This window comes from Faecalibacillus sp. (assembly GCF_047023275.1).
In the GTDB taxonomy this organism is placed as follows: domain Bacteria; phylum Bacillota_I; class Bacilli_A; order Erysipelotrichales; family Coprobacillaceae; genus Faecalibacillus.
This window is the reverse complement of record NZ_JBKYAR010000002.1, coordinates 105,085-131,817: the sequence shown is the minus strand read 5'-3', so window position 1 is coordinate 131,817 and position 26,733 is coordinate 105,085. Positions and strand designations below refer to the sequence as shown.

At 27.7% G+C, this 26,733-nt stretch carries 25 protein-coding genes, 1 tRNA gene and 1 CRISPR repeat array; of the genes, 8 read left to right on the top strand and 18 right to left on the bottom strand.

Going from position 1 to position 26,733, the window contains the following annotated elements; translation table 11 throughout:
• Window positions 1–19 precede the first annotated feature (19 nt).
• Window positions 20–649: a CRISPR direct-repeat array (repeat unit 36 nt; unit sequence GTCTTATTCTAGCAAAAAATCATATGGTAACAAAAC).
• Between the two features lie 49 nt (window positions 650–698).
• From ACLVEP_RS01625 to ACLVEP_RS01550, 16 genes are all read right to left on the bottom strand, one after another.
• Window positions 699–1,532 (bottom strand): hypothetical protein, encoded by an 834-nt coding sequence (locus ACLVEP_RS01625; protein WP_412582363.1) that lies wholly within the window; start codon window positions 1,530–1,532, stop codon window positions 699–701.
• Window positions 1,529–1,837, bottom strand: a complete 309-nt coding sequence (gene cas2 / locus ACLVEP_RS01620) for a CRISPR-associated endonuclease Cas2 (RefSeq protein WP_032091802.1) — start codon at window positions 1,835–1,837, stop codon at window positions 1,529–1,531. The genes ACLVEP_RS01625 and cas2 overlap by 4 nt, the downstream gene beginning before the upstream one ends.
• Before the next feature lie 4 nt (window positions 1,838–1,841).
• Window positions 1,842–2,735, bottom strand: a complete 894-nt coding sequence (gene cas1 / locus ACLVEP_RS01615; RefSeq protein ID WP_412582361.1) for a type II CRISPR-associated endonuclease Cas1 — start codon at window positions 2,733–2,735, stop codon at window positions 1,842–1,844.
• A 103-nt stretch (window positions 2,736–2,838) separates the two neighbouring features.
• On the bottom strand, window positions 2,839–6,153 hold the full coding sequence (gene cas9 / locus ACLVEP_RS01610; protein ID WP_412582359.1) for a type II CRISPR RNA-guided endonuclease Cas9: 3,315 nt from the start codon (window positions 6,151–6,153) through the stop codon (window positions 2,839–2,841).
• A gap of 366 nt (window positions 6,154–6,519) precedes the next feature.
• Entirely contained in the window at window positions 6,520–6,783 is a 264-nt protein-coding gene (locus tag ACLVEP_RS01605) for a metal-sensing transcriptional repressor (protein ID WP_107029910.1), read from the bottom strand.
• 2 nt (window positions 6,784–6,785) lie between these two features.
• A complete protein-coding gene (locus ACLVEP_RS01600; protein ID WP_412582356.1) occupies window positions 6,786–9,272 on the bottom strand; it encodes a heavy metal translocating P-type ATPase in 2,487 nt (828 codons plus the stop codon).
• 70 nt (window positions 9,273–9,342) lie between these two features.
• Window positions 9,343–9,642 (bottom strand): helix-turn-helix domain-containing protein, encoded by a 300-nt coding sequence (locus ACLVEP_RS01595; RefSeq protein ID WP_158565552.1) that lies wholly within the window; start codon window positions 9,640–9,642, stop codon window positions 9,343–9,345.
• 60 nt (window positions 9,643–9,702) lie between these two features.
• Window positions 9,703–10,938, bottom strand: coding sequence for an MFS transporter (locus ACLVEP_RS01590; RefSeq protein WP_331872830.1), 1,236 nt, complete (start codon window positions 10,936–10,938; stop codon window positions 9,703–9,705).
• Window positions 10,928–11,719 (bottom strand): zinc dependent phospholipase C family protein, encoded by a 792-nt coding sequence (locus ACLVEP_RS01585; protein WP_119362963.1) that lies wholly within the window; start codon window positions 11,717–11,719, stop codon window positions 10,928–10,930. The genes ACLVEP_RS01590 and ACLVEP_RS01585 overlap by 11 nt, the downstream gene beginning before the upstream one ends.
• 139 nt (window positions 11,720–11,858) lie before the next feature.
• Window positions 11,859–15,332, bottom strand: coding sequence for a choice-of-anchor I family protein (locus ACLVEP_RS01580; protein ID WP_412582353.1), 3,474 nt, complete (start codon window positions 15,330–15,332; stop codon window positions 11,859–11,861).
• A gap of 180 nt (window positions 15,333–15,512) precedes the next feature.
• Window positions 15,513–16,298 carry a hypothetical protein gene (locus ACLVEP_RS01575; RefSeq protein WP_412582351.1) on the bottom strand — a complete coding sequence of 262 codons (786 nt, stop codon included), beginning with the start codon at window positions 16,296–16,298 and terminating at the stop codon, window positions 15,513–15,515.
• Between the two features lie 203 nt (window positions 16,299–16,501).
• The gene (locus ACLVEP_RS01570) at window positions 16,502–17,038 is read right to left on the bottom strand and encodes a phosphohydrolase (RefSeq protein WP_176827854.1); all 537 of its coding nucleotides are present in this window, start codon (window positions 17,036–17,038) and stop codon (window positions 16,502–16,504) included.
• A 10-nt stretch (window positions 17,039–17,048) separates the two neighbouring features.
• On the bottom strand, window positions 17,049–17,447 hold the full coding sequence (locus ACLVEP_RS01565; RefSeq protein WP_176827852.1) for a hypothetical protein: 399 nt from the start codon (window positions 17,445–17,447) through the stop codon (window positions 17,049–17,051).
• Complete coding sequence (locus ACLVEP_RS01560; RefSeq protein ID WP_117481375.1) at window positions 17,444–17,956, bottom strand: GrpB family protein; 513 nt, start codon at window positions 17,954–17,956, stop codon at window positions 17,444–17,446. Before ACLVEP_RS01560 ends, ACLVEP_RS01565 begins: the two co-directional genes overlap by 4 nt.
• Complete coding sequence (locus tag ACLVEP_RS01555; protein ID WP_172583781.1) at window positions 17,953–18,246, bottom strand: Dabb family protein; 294 nt, start codon at window positions 18,244–18,246, stop codon at window positions 17,953–17,955. Before ACLVEP_RS01555 ends, ACLVEP_RS01560 begins: the two co-directional genes overlap by 4 nt.
• Window positions 18,239–18,748 carry an AAA family ATPase gene (locus tag ACLVEP_RS01550; RefSeq protein WP_119362958.1) on the bottom strand — a complete coding sequence of 170 codons (510 nt, stop codon included), beginning with the start codon at window positions 18,746–18,748 and terminating at the stop codon, window positions 18,239–18,241. The genes ACLVEP_RS01555 and ACLVEP_RS01550 overlap by 8 nt, the downstream gene beginning before the upstream one ends.
• A gap of 244 nt (window positions 18,749–18,992) precedes the next feature.
• Here ACLVEP_RS01550 and ACLVEP_RS01545 point away from each other — a divergent pair, with 244 nt between their 5' ends.
• Complete coding sequence (locus tag ACLVEP_RS01545; RefSeq protein ID WP_119362957.1) at window positions 18,993–19,910, top strand: calcium/sodium antiporter; 918 nt, start codon at window positions 18,993–18,995, stop codon at window positions 19,908–19,910.
• Between the two features lie 298 nt (window positions 19,911–20,208).
• Here ACLVEP_RS01545 and ACLVEP_RS01540 read toward each other — a convergent pair whose 3' ends face one another.
• Window positions 20,209–21,045 carry an Abi family protein gene (locus ACLVEP_RS01540; protein WP_412582347.1) on the bottom strand — a complete coding sequence of 279 codons (837 nt, stop codon included), beginning with the start codon at window positions 21,043–21,045 and terminating at the stop codon, window positions 20,209–20,211.
• Between the two features lie 150 nt (window positions 21,046–21,195).
• On the opposite strand from ACLVEP_RS01540, the gene ACLVEP_RS01535 reads away from it, so the two are divergent.
• The 7 genes from ACLVEP_RS01535 to ACLVEP_RS01505 all read left to right on the top strand — a co-directional run bounded on the left by ACLVEP_RS01535 (window position 21,196) and on the right by ACLVEP_RS01505 (window position 26,363).
• Window positions 21,196–21,666, top strand: a complete 471-nt coding sequence (locus tag ACLVEP_RS01535) for an AAA family ATPase (protein WP_412582345.1) — start codon at window positions 21,196–21,198, stop codon at window positions 21,664–21,666.
• Window positions 21,667–21,775: 109 nt separating this feature from the next.
• On the top strand, window positions 21,776–22,750 hold the full coding sequence (locus ACLVEP_RS01530; RefSeq protein WP_257360652.1) for an IS1595 family transposase: 975 nt from the start codon (window positions 21,776–21,778) through the stop codon (window positions 22,748–22,750).
• Window positions 22,751–22,769: 19 nt separating this feature from the next.
• Window positions 22,770–23,117 carry an AAA family ATPase gene (locus ACLVEP_RS01525; protein WP_412582367.1) on the top strand — a complete coding sequence of 116 codons (348 nt, stop codon included), beginning with the start codon at window positions 22,770–22,772 and terminating at the stop codon, window positions 23,115–23,117.
• 90 nt (window positions 23,118–23,207) lie between these two features.
• A complete protein-coding gene (locus ACLVEP_RS01520; protein WP_412582344.1) occupies window positions 23,208–23,576 on the top strand; it encodes a GntR family transcriptional regulator in 369 nt (122 codons plus the stop codon).
• Complete coding sequence (locus ACLVEP_RS01515) at window positions 23,573–24,460, top strand: ABC transporter ATP-binding protein (protein ID WP_412113741.1); 888 nt, start codon at window positions 23,573–23,575, stop codon at window positions 24,458–24,460. Before ACLVEP_RS01520 ends, ACLVEP_RS01515 begins: the two co-directional genes overlap by 4 nt.
• Window positions 24,453–25,841: a hypothetical protein gene (locus ACLVEP_RS01510; RefSeq protein ID WP_412582343.1), complete on the top strand. Its 1,389-nt coding sequence runs from the start codon at window positions 24,453–24,455 to the stop codon at window positions 25,839–25,841. The genes ACLVEP_RS01515 and ACLVEP_RS01510 overlap by 8 nt, the downstream gene beginning before the upstream one ends.
• Window positions 25,842–25,886: 45 nt before the next feature.
• Complete coding sequence (locus ACLVEP_RS01505; protein WP_412582341.1) at window positions 25,887–26,363, top strand: VanZ family protein; 477 nt, start codon at window positions 25,887–25,889, stop codon at window positions 26,361–26,363.
• Window positions 26,364–26,569: 206 nt separating this feature from the next.
• Here ACLVEP_RS01505 and ACLVEP_RS01500 read toward each other — a convergent pair.
• Window positions 26,570–26,643: transfer RNA gene (locus ACLVEP_RS01500), tRNA-Trp, on the bottom strand.
• Window positions 26,644–26,733 lie beyond the last annotated feature (90 nt).

The following is a 26,733-nucleotide window of genomic DNA, read 5'->3' as shown; positions in this document are numbered from 1 at the left end:
GTATCAAAGATGAGTGTCCGTCTTATTCTAGCAAAAAATCATATGGTAACAAAACAGGAACAAGAACTGGGTCTTGGAGATTTTGGTCTTATTCTAGCAAAAAATCATATGGTAACAAAACAAGTACCAAAAAGGATCAAAAATTCTTTAGGTCTTATTCTAGCAAAAAATCATATGGTAACAAAACCATCCGTTACACGCGTTCCAATTTGGGCTTGTCTTATTCTAGCAAAAAATCATATGGTAACAAAACATGAAGTTTATACTGATGGAGTGGAAGAACGTCTTATTCTAGCAAAAAATCATATGGTAACAAAACTTGAAACTATTGAGTGTAGTGATGGTTATTGTCTTATTCTAGCAAAAAATCATATGGTAACAAAACAGAAGAGCCACACTACTTTAACCAATGTCCGTCTTATTCTAGCAAAAAATCATATGGTAACAAAACCATACTTATTAGGATCATCGCTCATGTAATGTCTTATTCTAGCAAAAAATCATATGGTAACAAAACTCAACAACTTTATGAGTTAGACGCTCGTGGGTCTTATTCTAGCAAAAAATCATATGGTAACAAAACCAATATTATGTAGATCATAAAGACGAGATAGTCTTATTCTAGCAAAAAATCATATGGTAACAAAACCTCAAATACATGTTACCATATATTTAAAAATAATAAAATATCGAATATTTTATAAAGTTATAGATATATCAAGTTTAGTTTTTATATTATTTATTATCATTTCTTTTGCCTCCTGTAGTGTACATACACCTTTATTTAAATAGATATTATATATTTGTTCATCATTATTTAAATCTAATATTAAATTATCAAATACATAAGTATCTTTTATATTTAAAACACTGTCTGTTTTATAAAACATAACAACAATAAAGCAATTTTTCATATTTATGAGATAGTCATTTATTTCTTTAGATAGATATGGTAATTCTATGAGACAAATTATTTTAGTTGTTTGATGTTTAGATATATAATCTATCATTTTAAGTTGAAATAAAATGATTTCATCGTATGATAGATCATATTCATTTGCTTGATCTTCTTCTTTTAAAAATATTGGTAATAATATTTTTAAAAATTGTTTAGGTGTATATGTTATAAATTTTGGATATATTAATTCATTATCTAATTCGTTTGTAAAAGATTCTAATAGAAGATTTATTGTATTGATTGTGTCTATGTTATCATCTTGTGTTATAAGTAATTCTATATATCTAGCAATTAGAGAATGTGCTGTTAGTTTTAGATCATTTGTGATTGAATAATGATGGTTTATTTGATAGAAACTTATTTCTTTTACTTTTATTTCTTTATCATTTATCAAAACTTGTGCTTGTCCACTATTATTTATCGAATATTCGCTTTCTTTAGATAATAAAAATACTTCTTTTAAAATATTTACAAAATTATATTTTTCTTCAAAATCATTTCCTATACAATATTTTATATTATTTATTTGTAAGTCATATCTTTTATTTCCTTTTTTTACTGTTAATAGATTCATAATTTTATAAAAGAATCTGCATTTACTGTTTTTTCTTGATTAGAGACCCCTCCAACAATAATTTCTATTTTAGAATATTGTTTTTCTGTAACCAACAACAATCTTATTTGTCCTTCTTTAGGAACATTCTTTTTTAATATATTTACATGTTTAACAGCAGCTTCTCTATTTGGAAAAATCTTACAATAAACAGAAAATTGCATCATCATATATCCATTTTTTATAAGATATTTTCTAAAATGTGTATATATTTTTACTTCTTTTTTTGTTTTCATGGGGAGGTCAAAAAATAATACCAATCTCATAAATTCATAAATCATATAAAATTGGTTTAGGAAATAAATAGACATCTTGACTTGTTTCTAATTCTTTTAAAACACTTTCTAAATAAACATAAATAGCATTATTAACTGTTTGTTTTCTTCCATCAATTTCTATTTTCTTAGCTGTAAGTTGTATCAATGCTTCTCTATGTTCTTGTTTAAATATAATATCTTCCATCATATTATTATAAACATAATGATCTACAATTGGTCTAAACACTTCTATTACATCATCACTTAAATTAAACATATTTTGTTTACCTCGATGAAAAATACCTAAATTAGGTAAATAACCTTTAGCTACAATAATAGAAGATATTAATGACCTAAAGATACTATATCCATAATTTAATCCAGCATTGATTACATCTTCATCAAATCGTATAAAATCATCGCCAAATAATTCTCTAAAATACATTTTTGCAGCTAACCCTTCTCTATTTGTAATATCATCAATTTGAACTTCATTTTCAAATTGATATAGTTTATTTATTACATCTTGACTTTTATTATTTAATTTTAATATTTCTGCTTGATTATGTATTTTAGCTCTTACTATTTTTTGATGCATAATTTGTTTTCTATTATTATCCCATTCTATTTGTTTATTAATATTTCCACTTTGTGAAAAATGACCATTCATTGGAAGTATGTAACTTTTAGGAATATGATCTATTCCACATACAACTGTACATACATTATTTTCTGTTAATTTATTAATTAGGGGTATACTTAAACTTGATTTATAATTATCTATAACTAATATTTGAATGTCTGAAATTGGTAGTAGAATATCATTATCATTGTAAATAATCTTAATATTATCTAAATATAATTTCAAACATTCACATTTTTCAATATATATGATCCTATGACTCATTTTTTATAAAAGAAAAAGGCTCCGAAGAGCCGAGTCCGGGATAAACCCTTGTTTTGTTAGGTCATATAAATTTTTGCTAGAATACAACCACCTATATTATAGACTAATCGAACTCTAATTTCAATCTATTATCTTTAACTTCATATATATTTCCTAAAACATCCGTAGCAAATTTTTGGATATGTAACATTGATCCAGCTGATGGCCTTAATTGTTTTTTACAAATTGTATTAATTGGCTTTACTTCAAATATATTTGCTTTATCATCATTCGTCGCTGTAAACTTTAAGATTTCATAATGTTTACCATCATGATATTGTGTTTGACCACCATTAATCGAAGCATCATAAACAAACTTTTTACCTTCAGGTTTGATAAGTCCAATCAGTTCATCTCGATGCATTGAACATACAAATTTCCAATCTTCTAGAATTCCTTTTTTAGTTTTTTCTTCATGATACCAATTTTTATCTATGACAAATTTATGAATTGTTTCTTTATAAAAAACATCTTTATATCTAACTGTAACAAATTTATATTTTCCCTCAGGAGATACATAAAAGTCTGTTCGATATGGACTTATTTGTTTTAAAATTACCTTTTTATTATTTGTATTATAGTTACTTGTAATTGCTAAATGATTCCCTAGTTTTTCAGAGTAGAATTTCATCGATGTAATTGCTGGCCCATTATTTTTCTTAGAATATTTAGTAATAGCTCCATTTTCATTATAATATGATGTTAAAGGACTTTCTCCTTTTAAAGAATACTTACCTTTTTTATCAATTACATAATATTCCTTTGAATCTTTATAATCATTAAAATGATTTAGTGTAACTTCTTTGATTTTTTCAAAAGTTTGTGGATCTTTATGTTTCATAATGTACTTATCAGTATCATCATTAATAATATTATTAACAAGTTCTATAGCTTTCTTTTCTTTAGGATCATAGATATTTTTAATCTTTTCAACCAACATATCTTGTCCTTCAATATTTCTTGTACTATAAATTGTTTCATCCGCAATTTGTCTATTAGGTTTAGTATCTATTTTATGAGATACTTTAATAAGTGGATAATGCATTTGTTCTTGTGTAATATAGCCTAAATTATATTGATTTGATTCTTGATAAATATTTTTTAAATCAGAGATAAATGAAATATATCTTTGATCAATAAATTGTTTATCAGGTAAAACATCAAATACTTCTCCTGTTTCTTCATCATATAAATCACTATAGTTATAGTGCATCAAATATGAATTGACGATATTCATTTTCTTTAAAGAAGCAACAATTAATGCATCAATAGCATGATGGAAATAATCTTGTTCCCTATCTTTTTGTAAATTTATTCGTTTTCTAAAAATATTGGTTGATTGTCCTCTAATAGTATGAACTTTCGTATCTATTTCATTATCTTTAAAATAATGTTGTAAAGTATTTAATACTGTACGACATGCATAACTTGTATCTACCAAGTTACGATTGATAAATTTTCTTGCTACATCTTCTTTTGTAATATCTTGTTCATCAAGTAAATTACTTCTTTTCTTATGATTGAAATTCTTATTACTATTTACAAACAATTTATATTTTTCTAAATTACCATCTGTAAATTTACCCTTTAAATAAGCCATCATTGGTGTAAGATTACCTTTTTGTTGATTTTCTAAACGAGATGCTAGTACCTTATTTGAAAGTGAATCATCTAATGAAACAGATATTGGAATAATATGATCTATTTCATAAGCTTTATCATCAAAAATCAATGTATGTAAATCAATATCTTGTTGTGTATAAGCTGTTTTACAATCTTGTTGTAAATAAAGACGTACTTTCATTTTCGTTTTTCCATTAACTCTTTCTGGATCAATACCTGCATTTTTAATAATTTCATCAACTTGATCATTTTCGTTCTTAAATCTTTTTTGATTATCATTTATTCTCTTTACTTGTTCTTTTGAATTTTTATCCCTTGTCATTTCAATAACAATACTATCAAATTCGCCATATTGTTTTCTTAACGCATTAATGACTTTAAATGTTTCTCGATGCGCTCTTTTAGCAACTGGAGATAGAATAGCTTTTTTATCAGGCTCGATATTTTTCTTACCTTTTGATGATTTTCTATTTTTATCATATAAATCTATTTCATGAAGAACTTGCATTTGATTCATTTCTGTTGTAAGCATTTCTTTATTAATCATATGCATCGCCTTAAAAGACAATGAATGATAAGCAGAAACTCCTTTAATTGATGCCAATCCTTCAATTAGATCATCATCAAATTGAGGATATAATTCTTTAATATCTTTTTTTCTTTCATCTATTCCTTTAGCCTTTGTACAAATATCAATAACTTGATCAACAATTGATTTATCTTCAAGTAATTCTTGTTGATTATATTTTTTAAAGACTTTTAAAACTTTACTATATCCTTTGAATTCAGTAATTAATGGTTTTTCATTTTTATCAATTCTAAATCCTGTAACCTCATCTTCTTGAGCGTCTAATAATTTAAGTAATTGTTTAACTGTGATATTTCCTTTTTCATTAACAAATGCAACAACCTTTTCTTTTTCTTCAACCGTTATTTTCTCACCTTTAATTGTTAAATTATTTAAATCATTTAACAAATTAAATAATTCTGCTGTATATGATTGTTTAGGTGCTCTGAATTCATCCGGATAGACACTACATCTTCCACGCATTTCATCAATCAAATTAACATGTTTTAAAACACCATCAACAATACGATAACTTCCATAAGGAGTAGGTGATTTTTCACTTCCAGGACCCTGATCATAGCGTCTTCTTCTAGATACTATTTCAATAATTTGATTACATAATTCTTCATCTAAATCTTGATGTTTTAGTATTTCTTTTAATTCTTTTACATAATCTTCTGTTTTAAAATTATTTTCTGTTCCTCTTACTTTATGATCATTATTTAATCTATCTAATTGAACTTCACAAACGTATTTTCCATTGTTTAACTCTTTAGCATTTTTTGAGAGAGTCGCTTTTGTTCCCTCATCATCTTGACTTTCATCAGCAAGCGCTTCTAAAGTTGTTCCTCTTGATTTTGTTATATGCATAATTGCTGTACATAGTTCTTCAGGCAATAACTTTTCTTTTAATCCTTTAGCCCTTATTTCATAAGGATTATAATTTCGATAATCTTCAAAATATAAATCATTTTCCTTTAAAAGATTTTTCATATCATTTAAACGATTAGATTTTCTTCTTTTTAAACGTCTTGAACCCCTTTTAGTTCTTCGAGTTTCATTTTCTGCAGCTGTTCCTTCTTTGAAAAGTCTCACACCATAATCCACAAATAAATTATTATCAATATCTATTACACCATACCCTACAGAAGTAATTCCTATATCTAACCCTAAAACATATCTGCTCATAATTTTTCCTCCTAACTGCTATTGATTTAATTATACACTTTTATTTCTCTATTCGATACAAACAATGGATATTTCTAGTAATTCTTACATTATCTAGCATTATTTACAAGGTAACAAAACAGTGTGTTATTTTGAATGATTCTTTTATTAAGATTCTCTTTTATCTTTAATTGATTTTACCAAACATACAATAACGGCAATATTTAATGCAATTTCTATTACATTTAAAATTATTTTTCCATACTCTACTTCTCCTTTTCTATTCATCCAAATACAGTATACACTCTGCAAATTATGAATACCGGCTTATATAAGCCGGTATTATACTTTTTTGCACAAAAAATAAGAAACCTTTTTCAAGATTTCTTATTTCAATAAATTATCTAAGACTTTAATCATTTCTTCTATTTTTTGATCACAATCTTCACTATTGACTGCATCATGAACACAATGTGTCATATGTGCTTTTAAGACTTCTTTGTTAGCTCTTTTTAAAATAGCTTCACTAGCCATGATTTGATGTGAAATATCGATACAATAGCGATCTTCTTCCACCATTTTTAAGATACCATCAATTTGTCCTCTTGCTGTTTTTAAAAGTCTTGTGACCTGTTTTTTATCAGCCATCATACTTATTCAATTCCTTTATAAGTATATCCTGCTTCTTCAATTGCTTGTTTTAATGTAGCTTCGTCAGCTTCACCCTCTACAAAAGCACAGTTTTTTTCTAGATCAACTGTTGCTTGAATACCATCAATAGCATTTAATGCTTTTTCTACGTGCGCTTTACAATGTTCGCACATCATTCCTTCTACTAATACTTTTTTCATTTTCTTTTCTTCCTTTTTCCTATTTTCTTGTATTTTAATAATTTGATGTTTTGGTTTAAAGAATCTTAATCTGAGTGCATTCGATACAACAAAGACAGAACTTAATGACATCGCAGCTGCCCCAAACATTGGGTCTAACAACCAGCCAAAGATTGAATAGAACACTCCTGCAGCAATTGGGATACCGATGACATTATAGAAGAATGCCCAGAATAAGTTTTCTTTAATATTTTTAATTGTCGCTTTTGAAAGTTCATAAGCCACAACAACATCTTGTAAATCATTTTTCATCAAGACGATATCTGCAGATTCGATCGCAATATCGATTCCTGAAGTCATCGCAATACCAACATCACTTCTTACAAGGGCAGGTGCATCGTTGATTCCATCACCCACCATGATAACACGATGTCCTTTTTCTTGTAAATCTCTTACATGTTTTTCTTTATCTTGTGGTAAGACTTCACCAATGGCTTCAATGCCTAATTCATCAGCAATCGCATTGGCTGTTAATTGGTTATCACCTGTCAACATATAAATATTCATGTTCATGTCTTTTAAACAATCAATAGCATGTTTACTTGTTTGTTTCAAGACATCTGAAACAACGATCAAGCCAATAAGTTGACCTGCATAGCTGTAAAATAAAGGTGTCTTTCCTTTAGCAGATAATTCTTTATATAGCTCTTCAATTGAAGAAAGATCAACACCATTTCCTTCCATCAAACGTCTATTCCCTGATAAAAGAACTTTACCCTTTAAATCACCTACAAGACCTAGGCCTTGTTTCATTTCAAAATGTTCTAAATTATCTAATGAAACCCCTTGTTCTAAAACATAACTATGAATTGCTTTAGCAAGTGGATGTTTAGAATATTGTTCAATCGAACCCGCATATTTCAATAAATCATTTTCACTTACACCAATTGGATAAACTTCTGTAACTTGAGGTTTTCCTTCTGTAAGTGTTCCTGTCTTATCTAAAACAATCGTATCACATTTAGAAAGTTCTTCTAAATGTTGCGCTGATTTAACTAAGATACCTAAATTTGCTCCTTTTCCTGTTCCAACCATGATAGCTGTAGGAGTAGCAAGTCCTAAAGCACATGGACAAGAAATAACAAGAACTGAAATTGCACAGTTTAAGGCAAAGTGGAAATCTTTATTTCCAAGTGTAAGCCATAGAATAAAAGTAATGATTGCAATCGTAATAACTGTTGGTACAAAGACACCACTGATCTTATCAGCCAGTTTGGCAATTGGTGCTTTAGAAGCGCCTGCTTCTTCTACTAAACGAATGATTTTAGAAAGCGTTGTATCATTTGAAGCATGACTAACTTCTACTTGCATATAACCATCTAAGTTATTGGTTGAACCAATAACTTGATCACCAACTGTTTTATCGACCGGTAAGCTTTCTCCAGTAATCATCGCTTCATTGATAGAACCATGTCCTTGAATGATTTTTCCATCCAAAGGAATATTGTTACCTGGTTTAACAATCACAACATCACCAATTTGAACATCTTCAATGGCTACTTCAACTTCTTTTCCTTCTTTTAAGACAATAGCTGTTGAAGGCATCAGCTTCATCAATTTTTCAATCGCTTCTGAAGTCTTTTGTTTAGAACGTGATTCTAAATATTTACCTAAAGAAATTAATGTTAAAATCATTCCTGCCGATTCAAAGTAAAGTTGCATCATATAATGATGTGTCATATCCATATCCATTCTACCTAAATAATAAGCCATCATAAATGTTGCATATAAACTATAAAGAAAAGCTGCTGAAGAACCTAAGGCAATCAAAGAATCCATATTTGGACTACGATTGAATAAAGTTTTAAAGCCTCGAATATAATAACCTCTATTGATGAACATAATAGGAACAACTAAACACAATTGAACTAAAACAAAGATCATCATATTTTCATGACCTAAGAGAATACTTGGTAAAGGCCAATTCATCATATGTCCCATACTGATATAAAATAAAGGAATCAAGAAAATAAATGATAAAATCAAATTCTTCTTTTTATGCTCATTTTCATCTTCTTGAACATTTGAAACCTGTTTTTCACCAATATTTTGAGCTTTATAACCTGCTTTATCTACAGCCTCAAAAATTTGACTTTCACTTAGTTTATTTTCATCAAATTCAACAGTCATTGAGTTTTGCAATAAATTGACATTAACATCATCAACACCATCCAACCCTCTTACTGCTTTATCTACATGAGCTGAACATGCACTACATGTCATCCCAATGACATCATATTTCTTTTCCATTACTACACCTCCCACCCCTATAGGGTATCTATATCATACTTGAATACTAGAAAATAAGCAAGAAATATGCTTACAAAATTTCTTGATTTTCTAATGTCATTTTCCCCTCTTTCATTTGATAAATACGATAACCCCATTCTTTTCTTTCATCTTCTTCAATTAATTCATTCATACTTACCCCAAATAAACAACTTAATGCATATAAATGATGAATTGAAGGATATGTACTTCCTTTAAACCAACGATAAATTGGTTGAGGACATTCTAAACATAAATACTCTTGAATATCTTTTACTTTATACCCCATTTGATCAACACATCTTTTTAAATTCTTTCCTATTTTTAAAGGATTTATTAATTTTTTCTTCATTTCTATCACCACTCTTATTTTAAAATAAAAAAAGAAGGCTGTCATTGAACTTGTAGTTCACTAACCTTCTCTTTTTTCAGACATTCTAAAAAAGACAATTCCTAACATAAAGAAAACAGATAGAGCTCCTAGAGAAAGATTAATTTGACCTGTTGCTTGTGATAAAACACCAACAACTGTTGTTCCTAAAAACGAAGCTCCTTTTCCACAAACATCCATTAAACCAAAGTATTCTCCTGATTTTTCTAAAGGAATGATTTTTGTAAAATAGGATCTTGATAAAGATTGAATCCCTCCTTGAAACATTCCTACTAAAACAGCTAGCAACCAAAACTGCCATTGTTTTGTAAGGAAAATCGCAAAAATTGAAATACCCAAATAAGCTAATATACAAACTCTTATTAGTTTAGCTGCTTCATATTTTGATGATAATCTTCCAAATAAAATAGCAAAAGGAAAAGCAACAACTTGGGTTAATAATAAAGCTAATAACAATCCTGTACTTTCAAAACCTAAAGCTGTTCCATAGGCTGTAGCCATATCAATAATGGTATAAACACCATCTATGTAAAAGAAAAACGCAAGTAAGAATAAAAAAATCTTTTTCTCTTTTCTAACATTTTTTATCGTTTCAAATAAACGTTTAAAACTGTTTTGCATCGCATGTGGTTTTCTTTCTACATAATATTTTTGTTGATAAGTTTTTAATAGTGGTAAAGTAAGACCAAACCACCAAAAAGCAATAATAGCAAAAGAAATCATCATTGACATTTCCATAGATAGTCCAATCTTTCCAGCATTTAAAACAAGAAGAAGACAGACAACAAAAGGGACGCAGCTTCCAATATAACCCCAGGCATATCCTTGAGAAGAAACATGATCTACACGTTCAGGCGTTGTTACATCAGAAAGCATCGAATCATAGAAAATCAAGCTTCCGGAAAAACCTATCTTAGCAATAATGAAAACAATTAAAAAGAATAGCCACTGTTTAATAAAACCAAGTAAAAAACATCCAATACAACCAATTAATAAAGTGATTATAAAGATTGGTTTTTTATAACCTTTTGTATCAGCTAAAGTCCCTAAGACTGGTCCTAAAAAAGCAACAATAATTGTAACAATTGATGCAGCATAACCCCAAAAAGCCAAATAATCAACAGAAGATAGCCCTGCTTTTTCTGATAAGTAATTAAAATAAATTGGCATGATTGTTGATACCAGAAGAACAAATGCTGAGTTTCCTACATCATATAAAACCCAGTTTTTCTCTTCTTTTGTCATTTTAAATCTCATTTTTTTCCTCTTTTCCACTGAATGTATAATGATATAAATCATTATTAGTATTATTTTCTGTTAAAAGCTGTAACGCTCTTTCTTTACCAATGTGATAAAGCTCATTTAATTTTTTAGTACTTTCTATGCATTTTGGATTTTCCTCATAATTAACAATCAATCCATGCATTTCCTTATAATTCCCACTTATACGAAGTAAAGCATAAATAATCTTTCTCTTTAATTTAGAAGGAGCAACCAATAAATCATTGTATATTTTCATACCTTTAATCGCTTTTTTAGTTTGTTTTGTGGTTATTTCATAAAAATCAGCAATAATTTTAGCATTTTCCTCACTAGCCACTAAATGATTCGTCAAATGATGTGAAATAGGATTTAATCCATCTTCAATCATTAAAAAACGATCAAATTCAACTTCTATTTCTCCATGTGATACTCCACTTTCATGAATTCTTTTTTCAATATAACCGTGACACGTTGCATCTAAGGCAAAATGACAAATAAATCCATAATAATAAGCTAGGTAATGATTGATTTGTTTTTTAGAAGTCATCATTTTTCTAAAAGTATCAAATACTTCTTCTCCTGTTTTTTCGTGCATGTTATAACCTATTGAATTAATTTCATTGGTTTTTAATGGTAAATAATAAAACAAGAGATCTGGGCCATGTAGTCCAATATCATAGAGTTCTTTATTTTCTATAATTATTTTTTTAATATCGTTTGGTAGTTCTTTTAAAACTTCTTGTCCAAATCGATAATGTGCATATGTTGACGGCATTTTTTCATTTCCTTTTCTTTAGTATAGAAAAAGCATACTTATTTTTAAGAAAATCAACTATCATTTTTATGAAAAGAAATGTTAAGTAAAAGTAAAAAGAAGACTAAATTTATATTTTTAATTTAGTCTTCTTATCGTTTTATTTAACTTTTTGATGTTTTTTAATAAAGAATACACCTACAAATAAACTTATAAATAAAGTAATTACATAGAAACTAATCATTGTATTATCTCCTGTTTTTACTTTCTTTTGTTTGATATTTTCTTTATTTATTTTTAGAGAATCTTGAGTATTATTATCTTTGTTATTTGTATCAGTAATAATTATATTTTCATCTTTTTTATCTTCTGGCTTATTACCATTTGCTTCACTATCTTTATCTAAAGATGTATTTAATGTTAAATCATAAGCTCCTAAAGTTCCTGAAACTTCATAAGCAACAAGTAATTGAGGTTCCCCTGTTTTACTTTGTTCGCTTGAAATAAATTTCATTCCTTCAGGTGAATCATCTCCAGCAATATCACTTGTAAAATCTCTTGAATTGATATAATTAACATACGTTGCTTTTTCTGGTGTAGTAATATCATAAACTACAACCCCACCAACTCTTTCTAAACCTACAAAAGCAAATGTTTTTTCACCAATCTTACCAATTGTCACCGATTCACTTTCAGGGCCTTTTTTCCCAGAACGATCATCTATTGTGATATCATTATTAGAACAGTTAAAATGATCTGGAATATATTTTGCTGTTACTGCTTCAAAATCATTTCCTGTAGTAAATACTTCTTTCATTGTATTTCCTTCTACTTTAAAGATTGTAGAAGATCTACCACCAAATAAATAATCTTTATCATTATCTAAACCATCATAATCAGATGAATCAAAGAATACAACTTTACCAGTTAAACCACTATTTTCAGAAGTAATCTTTTCTGTAGGTGAAGTTTTCCCTTTTCCAAAGTTAACTTCTTTTTCATTTGTATAGTCTCCCCATTTACGACTATCACCTTCATTAGCTGTAACAATATAATCAACACCATCTACTGTATACACACTTAAAGCATCTGGCATACGAATTCCTCTTAATGAATTATAAGTTTGAGGCGCATATTTTCCATCTTTTTTATCAATATCTACACTTACTTTACTATAATCTTCATAGCCAACACTCATAACACTTTCAATTTTTTGTGTTTTTAAATCTATTATGGCAATGGCATTATTTTCTTGTAAAGTGATGTATGCTTTTGTATCTGACACAGCAATATATTCTGGTTCAAAATCCTCTGATGGTTTTGTTCCTTTTTTAATAACAATTCCTTGATCAACAAGTTTTTGTCTTGCTTCTTGGCTATCAAACGCTTCAAAACCAACATGATTAGCTTCAAAAGTTTTGGTATTAATGATACTTACTGTTCCTTTAGGATCCGTAGAAGTATAACCATTTCTAGGTTCACCTTCATTAGCAGTTAAAATTTGAGTATCATCATTTGTATAAACAACCATATCTGGTTGAACTCCAACTTCAATAATTTTTAAAAGTCCAATTGTTCCATCTTCATGACATTCAAATAGAGCTATTCTACCATTGTCTTTATAATTAGCTGCTTGAATTGCTAGTGCTAAATATTTTCCATCATGACTTACTGAAACAGATGTCATATCACCATAAACAAAAGATGAATCTGCTTTTTCTACAATTGATTTAATATCAATATCATTACCATCTAATAAATCAACTTTATCTTTTGATTCTATATCTTTAAGTGCAATAGCAACAAGTTTTCCAGATTGCCCATTAACTGCATAAGCCCAACCTGTTTGATTGTTATAATCAACAATTTCAATAACACCACCATCAGCATTTGTTATACCTGAATCATAACGACCTGTTTGTTGCAATGATAATAAAGCTTTTGCGTTTTCAAAACCTGTTGTTTTACTTCCACCATCACTCTTTTTAGTAACTGTAAAAGCATCAATTTCTTTACTATCTGGATTTTGACTATCACCGTCTAAATTATAAACCTTAACAGACATTTTATTATCTTTTACATCAAATACAGCATAACTTGGACTATATTCTTGATTCCATTCTTGATTACCATAAGGTAATGAATTACCTTCCAAATAAGCTTGTGAGCCTTTTTTACCATTCGCTAAAACTGGAAAATCAGCATTATTATTTTTATCTAATTTTTCAAATGGTGTATAGTATTGCATATCTGAACAACAATTTCCTGTTAAATAAATTGTTCCTTGAGGATCATTAATTGTATCAAGTCTTTCACTTACTCTTTTTCCACCTTTTAAAACATAACTACGAGAATAAACATGATCATGACCACCTAATACAAAATCCACTTTAAAATCATCCATTAACGATTCAAAACCAGCATCCACATAGTTTTCTATATCGCTATCAGCAGCATGTTTAGCAACTGTTTGTGTTGATTTATGATGTGTTACAACAAGCCATTGATATTGATTTTGATATTCATTTGTCGCAGCTTGTAAAGTTGTTCTAAAATTCTTAACAATTGCTTCCGCCTCTTCATTTCCTTTAGAAGCACTTGGCACGGATTCATTACTTGCATTTTCTTCATCATTACCGCCAGGATAAGCTCCTGTATTTAAAGTTACAAACAAGACATTATTATATAAATAATAATAATTTCCTTTTGTTTCCATCTCTCGTCTTTCAACAAAATCATATTGTCCTTCAGCATTAGGTTTAACACCATTTGATTCTAATTGACCAGCTATTTCGTCAGCTGTTGCTTGAATATAGTTTCCATGACTTTGACTTGTTCCACTATTTTGTCCTCTAAACGTTGTTTTTACTTCTTCTAATGAATCCATTTGATGAGGTAAATTAAAGTGATCCGCAAACATATAATGTCTATCATGATTTCCTACAGCTGGTGCATAAGGAATAGATGTCATTTGTGTTGGTGCAAAAAAGCTATCATATTCACTTGATTTACCCCAGCTTTGATCTTCTACTTGATCACCTGCAGAAACAACAAGATTTACACCTTGTTCTTCTAATTCAGACATCATTGTTGCCCAACCAGTCTGATTCGTTCCATCGCTTGGATTCCATCCCTTACTATCGGTTTCTTTGTTTTCTTTTATTTGTGGATCACTCGTAAATCCAAACTTAAAACTATCATTTTTTGGTGTTGTATACGTATAGGCATTAGACCATGTATTTCCATTATCATTTGAAATATAATACGTATATTGCGTATCTGCTTGTAAACCATTAACAGTTACTTTACATACTTTTTTTCCAGTATCCTTATATTTACTAGTATCTACTTTTGTTGGTGAAGTTAAATCTTTTGCTTCAACTTGATACGTTTGATCACCAAATTGAATCATAGAATTACCTGTTCCTTCTGGTGCATACCAATTGACATTGACTGAGGATGTTGTTTCACCTGGTTGTAATGTTAAACTATCTACGTTAAAAGAACCTGTATGTGTTGTTCCTGTAATTTGTGAAGCTATCGCATTTATCGGTTTAATCAATGATGCATTTGTAAGTGCAATTGATGATATCATTGATAAACACATAGCTCCTTTTATAATCTTCTTATTCATTTTTTCCTCCCTTATTTGAGTGCATTGAATGCTATTTAATTGTATCAAAACACATTTAAAGAGAAGTAGCGTATTCTCGTTAATATTATGTAAATATTAAGTAAAAAAGACGATTTTAATTCATATCGCCTCTGTATAAAATTCTATAAATTCATTTTCAATTGTTTTAAAGATAACATCTTAATCATATTTTGGCATAAGGCTTTCATCAACAACATAGGCTATTCTATTATAAAGAATTTTTAATAAATCTTCTTTAGCACCATTTTCTAAAAGCTCTTTTCCAAGTTCAGATTTAACTAAATGAGTGAGACAATCATATTGGAAAGCATATTTAAATGGGGCATAGTCATTTCTAAACATATAAATTGAATACTTATCACCAGCAAAAGGAATATCACTATCAACATGTACACCGTATGTACCATATTTTTCTAATGGAAAATCATTTTTTCTATATCTATAATGTATTGTATCTTCTGTACCATAGGTTTTAGAAAAAGCATAGAACTCCCTAAATTTATATATCTTATAGATATCCCCCTCTTTTTCAAAATAAGAGTCTGAATCTAAACCAATGGTCATTGTAAATGGAAAGTCAAAGACTTTTCCACTTTTATATGAGTTAAATGAAACACTTCCTATAATATCTAAAGAACCTTGGTTAAAAGTTTCTTTTTCATGTATTTCATTAAATCTTAATTCTATTCCAAAATCAGAATCAACATCCCCACAATTATTATATTTATTAATATCTTCTAATAATTTGTTATGAGAAACATTGTCAAAAAGTTCATTGTAAGAATAAGCACTTTCTAAATCAACATTGGCTATTTCATTAGCACTGTTTTTAAGTTTACTTTTTTCTTTTTCATCCATCATTTTTTTATAACAGATAAACTTATCAAAAACAGCTTTCTTTAAATTATTTTCAAATTTATTAAATTGAAAAACAAGTTTTCCCAAAAAATTGTCTTGTATATAAATTTCATCTTGATTTAAACCTTCAAAATATTCTTTTAGGCCAGGAATATATCAATCAGCATCTTCATTCTTTACAAAATCAAAAAATTCATCAAATGTAACATGTTCCATATGAGAGTCCCCCTTAAAAATATATACTCAAATTTTAGCACAGAAATAAGGAAAGGGTAAAGAAAAAGACGATTTTAAATTTCCATCGTCTCTTTATAAAATTCTATAAATTCATTTTCAATTGTTTCAAAAGCTACAAAACTTAAATCAACTTTTCTTTGCAACTTTAAATAATTCCTATTGATTTCATCATTTAATAATTCTTTTAGTTCCAAAGATAACATTTCATCATCAATTTCAAAAACTAATTTAGTTTCTTCTTTTGTTAAATCTCTTTGAATAAAATGTTTCCAAATAACATTTTGTAAAACATCTTCCACTTCTAAATAATAAGTAAGTTCTTTTTTTATCGGTCTTGTAACATCACTTAAATAAACTTCACTTCCATCATGCAACAAACATCCTAAAATAACTTCTTTACTATATCCTCTTGTCTTTGCTTCCTTAGCACAAGCAAGACTATGTTGAGCTACGGAATAAAAATATTGAACATGTCCATTTCCTCGACATATCAAAGAAAGTGCATGTGCAATATCTTTAATATCTAATAAACTTTCATCAACATTTAATGGATCAAAATATTTTTTTGTATACGTTGTAATAAAACTCATAAAAACTCCTTTATAACTTAATAGATGTCGTGTTGAGGGCACACACCACAATCAACAAACAACAAATTGTCATATTCATTCCAAATGAAAATGACAAAAAATAAGCTATTATTGAATAAAATAAATACAATAAACATGTTATAAAAAAACGTATAAAATGTTTATAAGCATACTTTTTTCTTGACATACTTGTTGCCTCAATTGCTTCTTGATAAGACATTCCTGAATACCAATAAATACATTCATTTTTGTAAATCATTCCTGTAAGCAAGGTTATCATCATAAGCATATAATTACCTAAAATCAAGCTAAATAGTTTAAGATTTTTCAAACCAACAATCATCATCAATTCCATGCCAACACAAAATAAAATCATCCAAACAATGTACCCCTTATAGCTTTTTTTCATTTTAAACCTATTTCCTTATAAATTTTTTCAATAATTTGTGATTTATACATACAATATTTTTCAATATCATTTGGATATAACTTTGCTGCTTCTTTTTTAATTTTACCGTATTCTTTTACAGTATTTGGATGTTTTCTTAAATAATTTCTAAAAGCAAGATGTCGTTTCAATTCTTTAGAATCTTGTGGACATACATAAAGATGATGTGTTCTTAAATGCTCTTTTCCTTCATATCTAAAAGCTTCGCGATCTTTAAGACCTAAATCGCCTTCATAAATATAACCATGATTTTCTAAAAGATAAATAACTTCTTTTAAATCATTTTGATCAATTACAACATCTAAATCAATGATTGGTTTAGCTGCTAGTAAAGGAACAGAAGTGCTTCCTACATGTTCAACAGCAAGCACTAAATCTTTTAAAGCTTCTTCTATTTCCCCTTTAATTTGATTGAAATCATTTACCCACTTCGAATCATAATCTACAACTTCAATATGTTCTGTTTTCATCTTTCAATATCTCCACATAAACGCTCACAAACAAGATTCATACAACGCTTTTTATGTGCTTCATGTAATGGATGATTTTGAAAATTCTTTAAAGCTTCTAAATTTTCAAACTCACTATAAAAAACAAGATCATAACCTGAAGTCAAGTTTTCTTCCATTTCCACACATAATAAGCCTTCAATTCCTTCTAAAGTTTGAACTGATTCTTTTAATTTTTGAAGTGTTTCTTTTTCTAAATGGTTTTCTTTAACTTCTTTTGTATAATTCCAAAATAAAATATGTCTAATCATTTTCATCACCTACTTTTATTATTTCTTTAACAATTTCTTCAATTGTTTTATTAGAAACATCAATTTTATATGTATTTAATTTTTGATACATTTCTAATCTTTCTACACTACGAGCAAGGACATCTGGTTTTCTAATTCCTTGATCAATATCTTTTTGAATACGTTTTTCTAAAGCTTCTTTTTGACAAACTAAAGAAATCGCTATTACTTTTACATCATTTAAATCTAGGCGTGAAAGCAGATCATCGATAATACTTTGTTCATGCATTACCCAACAAAAAATAATATGATCAAATACACTGCATTTTAAATCATTATTCAATAACATGCAGATATTCTCTAAAACTAACTTTTTTGTTTCTTCATTAACCATGAACGGATGCATATCCCAACACCAATCACCATCTAAAAATACACTTTTATCTAATTTTGTTTTTAAAACTTGGCATGTGGTTGTTTTGCCAACGCCCATTGTTCCACCTATTAAATATAATTTTTTCATACAAATACCTCAAATTTGATTCTACATTAAATATTTTAACATATATTAAAATAGAATTGATTTATTTATGATTATCAATTATTATTTTTATATAAAAGAGAGTAGTTAGCATCTTCGATGTTCTAATAATCGTCATCACGCTTATAGCCGGTTATTATGAGTAAATAACGAGACTTTTATCAATCAATTTTTTTGATGCGATAAAAGTCTTTTTTGTTGACTTTTTCGCAAGAAAGGGGAAAACATGGAATATATTTTATTAATTATTGGTTTTATTTTTCTAATTAAAGGTGCTGATTTATTTGTTGAGGGAAGCTGTAATCTGGCAAGATTTCTAAAAGTACCCAGTGTAATCATTGGTTTAACGATTGTAGCAATGGGAACGAGCGCGCCAGAAGCATCGGTAAGTATACGTGCTGCATTTACAGGAAATAACGAAATAGCTTTAAGCAATATTATTGGTTCTAATATTTTTAATGGTTTAATTGTTGTTGGTATCTGTGCTTTTTTAGCTTCATTTAAAACAGATAAAACGATTTTAAAAAAGGATCTTCCTTTTAATATCATCGTTACTTTCATTTTACTTATCATGTTATTTGATGGAAAACTTTCAAGATTAGAAGGAATATTTCTTATTTTATTAATGATTATCTATCTTGGAAGAATGATTTATGAAGCGATTTGTCACCAACAAAATGAAGACAACACAAAAACACGTTCTCTATTAACGAGTATTCTATTTATTGTTTTAGGATTAGCTTTCGTTATTTTGGGTGGACAACAAGTCGTTGATCAAGCTTGTATTATTGCTAGAAATTTAGGTGTTAGCGAAAATTTCATTGGACTTACGATTGTTGCTATTGGTACTTCTCTTCCTGAACTTGTAACTTCTATTGTTGCTACAAAAAAGGGAGAAAGTGGTTTAGCTTTAGGTAACGCTATTGGCTCTAATATCTTTAATATCTTATTTATTTTAGGATGTTCTGCGACACTTTCACCACTTACTGTTATAAATGAATCAATTATAGATTGTATTATCTTACTAGTAAGTAGCATTCTACTTTATCTATTTGCAAAAACAAATAAATCAATGAACAGAAAAGAAGGTCTTCTTTGTATTTTACTCTATATCATTTATACAGCTTATTTATTCATTAGATAAATCAAAGAGAGCATTCCAAATAGGAATACTCTCTCCTTTTTAACTCGCTCTTTTCCAAATTATATAACTTGATTTGGTGGCGTACACCGCTTTTTTAACTCCCTCTTAATGGTTGGGAACACCGCTTTTTTTGGTGGATTACCACACAACTTATAAGATTCAATACAATACTTTTTAAAAATTTGAACTATTTTATAGGTATTATTACTTTTTGTTGTTTCATTTTTAATTTTGTGTTGTCTTTTTTCTGTATTTGCATATAATAATAATGTAAATGGCACTTGGTGCGGAAGAAAACTCATGAATAATCATGAGTTTTTTCTTTACATAATTCTTTAATCATATTTAAATATTTTTTCCTATCAGATACTTTTCGTAGTTCATGGGTCTTAGGATTATAAAATCTAATTAATATTTCTAAACTATTACTACGCATTACACAATTACGAATAGAAACCAAACAAAAAATTTTATTAATAAAATCTGGTATCTTTTGTACATTTAAATTCATATTAAATCGCTTTAAATCTTCAAAAATTACATCTTGTTGTTTTTTATCAAGACACGTGAAAACAGTTAACATATTTCCTAAACTCATTCTATCAAAGAAACAATAAATATCTGCATAATTAAAAATTTGTTCTTTTAGTTTTTCTAAATGTGCATTCATATGTTTTATTCTTTGTTCATTATATCTATTTTCTAAAATTGCAGCTCTTATTTTTAAGCCATCAAAAAACATCCTCAATTGATTAGAATCTGTTAATTGATTCAAAGTTAAAATATGATAAGCTGTTATTGACTTGAAATGAATTTCAAAATCTAGTATGTTTTCAATAATCATCGGATATAATTTTCTTTCATTCATAAACAAATCATAATATTCACTAAATTCAACATTCCTTTCGTAAATATGTTCTCCATTTACTTTAATCACTTCTTTTTTTTCATTTGTTTTTGCAAAGTTATGTTTATACGGAGTTATTAAATTTATATAGTTATATTCTAATAATTTCTCACCCGCTATTTTTTTAGACATTATATTAAATTGAACATGCTTTTTATTTTCTAAATACTCAATTTGATTTGAAATTTTTTTCGCTAATTTATATTTTTGAACACGATTTTCATTCATATTATTTCCCCTTTTATTAAAATATATTATATCGAATCATATACTTTCTTCCAAGTAAACCTGCAATATTCAATAAAAATAATACTCTATAAATTTATTGTCTTTTTAACTCTCATCAATTAAGATTAAATTATACGAGGAGGTCATTCTATGATTTATTTAAGTAGCTTTAAATTAAGTAACAAAAAACTTAAAAACCCTAATATTTATCCTTATAGTGTCTTTAAAGATAAATACATTGAACCCTTTTCTTTTGCACCTATTACTATTTTCTATGGAAATAATGGTTGTGGAAAATCTACTCTTTTAAATATTATTGCTGGAAAACTAAAGATAAAAGGAAAAGAAAGCCCTGCAAGCAATAATTATGGTTCAGAAAATTATTGTCAAAGATTTGAAAATGAATGTGCCTATAGTTTGGGAAGTAATGAATACGGTGTTCCTTTTTATCATCTTCCTGAAAATAGTCGTTATATCAAAAGTGAAGATATTCTCTATGAAATTAAAAAAATACAACAAAAAGCAATTTTAGAACATGGATTAACTTATGATTATATGCAAGATGGTTTATCTTTAGAAAAAGCTCAAAGTATTTTGGATCATAAAAAAGAACTTAATTAACCATCTGACACATCTTTTGATTTAACTCCGTTATTCTCACTTTAAACCGAGGAGTATAATCTATCACTTCTTTAAAATATTATATACTTTTCTTAAAGAGGTGGATACTATGGCTAAAAATCAAAAACCAAAAAAGGATTCTTTAATTACTTTAACTAGAAAATATGCAAATAATCATGATGAATGTGTAAAATTCTTTTTTAAAATGAAATGGCCTGTTGGCTTTTACTGTGAAAAATGTGGATGTACACATTACTATTCCATTAAAAGAGGTGATGTCTTTCAATGTAAAGAATGTGGTCATCAACATTACTTACTTTCTAATACTATATTTCAAGATAATAAGCTAGATCTTTATAAATTGATTTTAGGAATGTATCTCTTTTTTACGGCAAATAAAGGTTTGTCTGCGATTGAATTAGCTAATGAATTAGAAATAAATTATAAAACAGCGCTATTACTTTGTAGAAAATGTAGGATTCTTATGTCCCAAAGTAACAGTGAAAAAATTCTGGACAGCTTTTTTTATGAAGCAGACGTTGCTTATATAGGCTCAAAAAGTAAAGAAGAACACAAACAAGGAGTTGCTACTGAACAGCAACCCTTTTTAGTAATGTTATCAACAGATAAAGAAAATAAATATCCAAAATTTTTAAAATTAATGCCAGTAGCTGTAGATAGTACAAATAATATTGTTAGATTCATCTCAAAAAAAGCAATACTTTCAAAAGAAAGAATACTAAACACTGATGGAAAAACAACTTTTTTAGGATTAACTGATAAAATAACATTAAAATCAGAAAAAATACTCTATGATGAAGAAAATCATAGATTGTATTGGCTTAATGTATTAATTGGTGATATAAAGAATAATATTACTGGTATATATCATGGAGTAACTAAACGTGACTTACCTTTGTTTTTGAATGAACAAGAATGGCGTTTCAACCATAGATATACTGGAAAGAACTTCATGAACAAAATACAGAAATATGTTTTGAAATCACATCCATGTCCTAAAAAAGCAATTATTACTGTACTCAATTTATCCGAACCATACTATGCACATGTGTCAGATGGTTAATTAAGAAAAAGAACAAAGAATAGAAAATATTATTTTTTCTCAAGAAAAGTATTCCAATGGAGAAACCTCTTTACAGTTTTTTCAAGAATACCTTATACCTGAAGCGCTTTATTTATTAGATGAACCTGAAGTTTCTTTATCCCCTGCCAACCAGGTTGCATTAGCCCATGAAATTAATAAACTCGCACATTATTTAGGATGTCAATTTGTTATTGCTACTCATTCTCCTTTTATGTTAGGAACTTTAGATGCTAAAATATATAATCTTGATGCTAAAGAATGCCAAGTCACGCCTTGGTATCAATTAGAAAACGTACGTTATTTTTATGACTTTTTCAAAAAACATGAAAAAGAGTTCACTCAATGAGCTCTTTTTTTCTTTACCTTATTGACAAATCATTAAATGTATTATACTGTATTAGTGTACTAGTGACACTAATACAGTTAGGAGGGCTCTATGTTTATAATAGATATTCAAAGTAAAATTCCTATCTTTGAACAACTCAAAAAACAAATCTTAGAGTTTATCTCTATTGGTATTTTACTTCCTAATGATAAATTACCTTCGGTAAGATCTCTTGCAACAGATATTGGCGTTAATCCTAATACTGTTTCTAAGGCCTATCAAGAATTAGAGAACCAAGGTTATATTTATTCCATTAAAGGAAAAGGATGTTTTATTGCTGATAATCAAACTGATCAATTGATTAAAGACGATAAATTAGATGATTTTAAAGGATGTGTCAATGAAATGAAAAAGCATCAAATTACCAAAGACAAATTATTAGAAATTATTGAAGAAGTATATAAGGAGGAAACTGTATGATTGAAATTAAAGATGTGATGAAATCTTTTGAAAATAAAAATGTTTTAAATCATTTAAATGTCACAATTTCCTCAGGAAGTATTTTTGGTTTGATTGGTCCTAATGGAGCTGGGAAATCAACCTTACTTTATTTATTAAATGGGATTTCTAAATGTGATGAAGGAAGTATTTTATTTGATGGAAAAGATGTTTATGAAAATCCTGATGTTAAAAAAGATATTTTATTCATTAGTGATGATCCCTACTATTTTCACTTTGCTACTATTGATGAAATGAAAGATTTCTATCTTACTTTTTATCCACAATTCAATTTAGAAACCTATCAACATTATGTCGATTTATTCCGTTTACCACAAAATAAACCTTTAAAAGACTATTCAAAAGGAATGAAAAGACAAGCAATGTTTGCTTTAGCACTTGCAATTGCACCAAAATATTTATTATTAGATGAAGCTTTTGATGGTTTAGACCCTGTTATGCGTTTAGCTTTTAAAAAAGCTATTAATCAAATCATTGATGAAAATATGACAGTCATTATTTCATCTCATAATTTAAGAGAATTAGAAGATATTTGTGATAGCTTTGGGATTTTAGACAATGGATGTATGACAACATCGGGTGATCTCTATGATATTAAAGATCATATTCATAAAATACAATTAGCTTTTAAAGAAGAATTAAACAAAGAAGAATTCAGTCATTTAGATGTTCTCTCTTTCCATAAACAATCTCGTGTGATTAATATGGTTGTTAAAGGAGACATCAATGAAATTAAAGATTATTTAAGAATGTTCAATCCAATTATGTTAGAAGTTTTACCTGTAAATTTAGAAGAAATATTTATTTATGAAATGGAAAGAAAGGGGTATGGTGTCTATGATTAATAAAGATTATTTTAAATATTTAATAAAACAAAATAAGAAATATCTTATTCTTATTTATGTAATTGGAATCATTATTCCTTTTCTACTAATCAATAAATTTGATTATGCACCTTTAAACGATGAAAATATAACGCGTTTTGCACAAATAATTCCTTTAGCTTATGGATTTATGTTATCTTTTATTGTCCCTATTTATCTGTTTTCTTTTTTACAAAAAAAGAAAAGTAATATACTTTACTTTTCCTTACCAATAAAAAAAGAATCACTTTATTTAACAACAAGTTTATTTTCTTACTTTGCAACTATTGTACCTGTTGTTATTTACCAAATTATAGATCAACTTATTGGTGCTTATATGTTTTCTTTTCCAGCTGACAAATTCATTCTAGCAATAATAATTACAATCGTCCATATGTTTGCAATGAATACAATTGTTACTTTTGTAACTCTCTTAACACAAAATGTTATTGACAGTTTAATTTGTTCAATTGCTTATATGGTTATCCCATTATTTGTCTTTGTTGCACTTAACACTTGTGCAACAAAGGTAGCAGAATCATTTATGTTAGGATATGGAAACTACACACAATCATTAAAAATAATCCTTAGTTATATAAGTCTTATTTATAGTGGTCTTTATCAACATTTGTATTTATTATCACATCTTGTTTCTCGTATCTTTATTTTGTATTGGATTGTTATAAGTGTTATCTTTTATTTTATAAATTATCGTTTATTTTTAACACGTACGGTTGAACAAAGTGAAACATATACAACATCAATCTTTATGTATCCACTTATCATTACCTTAAGTACATTATCAATGATGTTATTTGTCTATGATCTTGAAGATTTAAGAATGACGATTTTAATGTTTTCAATTATTTTTATTCTCTATTTAATTATGTATTATTTTTCAAAGAGAAAAGTTTACTTCACTTGGAAAATACCTTCACTTTTTATTGTTTTAATTGTTGCTTGTATTGGTTTTTCTAATATTTATTTAGATACTAAAGGTTTTAATACAATCTATGAGTTACCAAAAAGCTCTGATGTAGAAAGAATCGTTGTATCTTTTGATCACTATGAAGCAGATACTACAGATGAAAAGACATCTCTCACATTCAACAATCAAAAAATTGAAGATATGAAAATGAAAACTTACACAAAAGATGATAAGAATAATTTTATAAAATGTGTTCATGAAATGATAGATAAAAAACTCATTACTGAATATTATGACCCTACAGATAGTGGCACTTATGAGTTATCTATTTATTTTACAACTAAAAATAGGCTTGATCCAAATAGACATTACACTATTGATGATGAAAACATGCCAGCTGTCATTGATATTCTTTCAAAAAATAAATTAATTTAAATAGGTTGAGCTTTTTCTCAACCTATTTCTATAGAAGGAGTCTTTATGAAAAAAACTACACATATATTATTTACTATTTACATATTTTTAGTCATTTGGATTATACTTTTTAAATTAGCGATTTCTATCGATCAATTACCTCAATTTAGAAGCATTAATTTAATTCCTTTTTATTATCCAAATAAAACAACTTATCAAATAAGAGAAGTTCTTGATAATCTAATTATATTTATTCCATTTGGTCTCTATTTAAAAACATTAAATATTGATAGTAAAAGAACTGTTTTTCTAGGTTTTTTATTTAGCTTTTCATTAGAACTATCTCAATATATCTTTTGTATTGGAGCAAGCGATATTACTGATTTAATTACCAATACAACAGGAGCACTTGTAGGAGTAGGTATTTATTTTCTTTTAAAAAAGATTTTCAAAGATAAAACTAATAAAATTATTTTAACTTTAGCTTCCATAGTAACTTTTTTATTTGTTTCTTTGATTATGATTATACTTATAAACAATTAATGCACATAATTCACAAGTTATACACAATAAAAAAATGAGTTTTCTATACTCATTTTTTATTTACATAAAGCTTAATCTATACTTTATGCACATTAATGATAAAATTGTGCACAAAAAAGTGAATAACTTGAGTTATTCACTTCATTCACAACTATATTCACACTACACAAACAAAAAAACACATCTAGGATGTGCATTTCACAAACTGGCAGGGGTAGTAGGAGTCGAACCCACATCAACGGTTTTGGAGACCGGTATTCTACCATTGAACTATACCCCTAATTAGGTTTGCTCAATTAATATATCATATATTTTATAATTATGCAATAGATATTTGCCTATAAATAAAAAAAATTGTCACATAGGATAA

What these genes read in the sequence shown, in the direction of transcription:
- ACLVEP_RS01565 (WP_176827852.1), bottom strand. Translation starts at nt 17,447, where the DNA reads ATGAAAAAAAGCTATAAGGGGTACATTGTTTGGATGATTTTATTTTGT.
- ACLVEP_RS01545 (WP_119362957.1), top strand. Translation starts at nt 18,993, where the DNA reads ATGGAATATATTTTATTAATTATTGGTTTTATTTTTCTAATTAAAGGT.
- ACLVEP_RS01530 (WP_257360652.1), top strand. Translation starts at nt 21,776, where the DNA reads ATGGCTAAAAATCAAAAACCAAAAAAGGATTCTTTAATTACTTTAACT.
- cas1 (WP_412582361.1), bottom strand. Translation starts at nt 2,735, where the DNA reads ATGAGTCATAGGATCATATATATTGAAAAATGTGAATGTTTGAAATTA.
- ACLVEP_RS01570 (WP_176827854.1), bottom strand. Translation starts at nt 17,038, where the DNA reads ATGAGTTTTATTACAACGTATACAAAAAAATATTTTGATCCATTAAAT.
- ACLVEP_RS01550 (WP_119362958.1), bottom strand. Translation starts at nt 18,748, where the DNA reads ATGAAAAAATTATATTTAATAGGTGGAACAATGGGCGTTGGCAAAACA.
- ACLVEP_RS01520 (WP_412582344.1), top strand. Translation starts at nt 23,208, where the DNA reads ATGTTTATAATAGATATTCAAAGTAAAATTCCTATCTTTGAACAACTC.
- ACLVEP_RS01555 (WP_172583781.1), bottom strand. Translation starts at nt 18,246, where the DNA reads ATGATTAGACATATTTTATTTTGGAATTATACAAAAGAAGTTAAAGAA.
- ACLVEP_RS01510 (WP_412582343.1), top strand. Translation starts at nt 24,453, where the DNA reads ATGATTAATAAAGATTATTTTAAATATTTAATAAAACAAAATAAGAAA.
- ACLVEP_RS01540 (WP_412582347.1), bottom strand. Translation starts at nt 21,045, where the DNA reads ATGAATGAAAATCGTGTTCAAAAATATAAATTAGCGAAAAAAATTTCA.
- ACLVEP_RS01560 (WP_117481375.1), bottom strand. Translation starts at nt 17,956, where the DNA reads ATGAAAACAGAACATATTGAAGTTGTAGATTATGATTCGAAGTGGGTA.
- ACLVEP_RS01590 (WP_331872830.1), bottom strand. Translation starts at nt 10,938, where the DNA reads ATGAGATTTAAAATGACAAAAGAAGAGAAAAACTGGGTTTTATATGAT.
- ACLVEP_RS01580 (WP_412582353.1), bottom strand. Translation starts at nt 15,332, where the DNA reads ATGAATAAGAAGATTATAAAAGGAGCTATGTGTTTATCAATGATATCA.
- ACLVEP_RS01535 (WP_412582345.1), top strand. Translation starts at nt 21,196, where the DNA reads ATGATTTATTTAAGTAGCTTTAAATTAAGTAACAAAAAACTTAAAAAC.
- cas9 (WP_412582359.1), bottom strand. Translation starts at nt 6,153, where the DNA reads ATGAGCAGATATGTTTTAGGGTTAGATATAGGAATTACTTCTGTAGGG.
- cas2 (WP_032091802.1), bottom strand. Translation starts at nt 1,837, where the DNA reads ATGAGATTGGTATTATTTTTTGACCTCCCCATGAAAACAAAAAAAGAA.
- ACLVEP_RS01605 (WP_107029910.1), bottom strand. Translation starts at nt 6,783, where the DNA reads ATGATGGCTGATAAAAAACAGGTCACAAGACTTTTAAAAACAGCAAGA.
- ACLVEP_RS01515 (WP_412113741.1), top strand. Translation starts at nt 23,573, where the DNA reads ATGATTGAAATTAAAGATGTGATGAAATCTTTTGAAAATAAAAATGTT.
- ACLVEP_RS01600 (WP_412582356.1), bottom strand. Translation starts at nt 9,272, where the DNA reads ATGGAAAAGAAATATGATGTCATTGGGATGACATGTAGTGCATGTTCA.
- ACLVEP_RS01625 (WP_412582363.1), bottom strand. Translation starts at nt 1,532, where the DNA reads ATGAATCTATTAACAGTAAAAAAAGGAAATAAAAGATATGACTTACAA.
- ACLVEP_RS01505 (WP_412582341.1), top strand. Translation starts at nt 25,887, where the DNA reads ATGAAAAAAACTACACATATATTATTTACTATTTACATATTTTTAGTC.
- ACLVEP_RS01595 (WP_158565552.1), bottom strand. Translation starts at nt 9,642, where the DNA reads ATGAAGAAAAAATTAATAAATCCTTTAAAAATAGGAAAGAATTTAAAA.
- ACLVEP_RS01585 (WP_119362963.1), bottom strand. Translation starts at nt 11,719, where the DNA reads ATGCCGTCAACATATGCACATTATCGATTTGGACAAGAAGTTTTAAAA.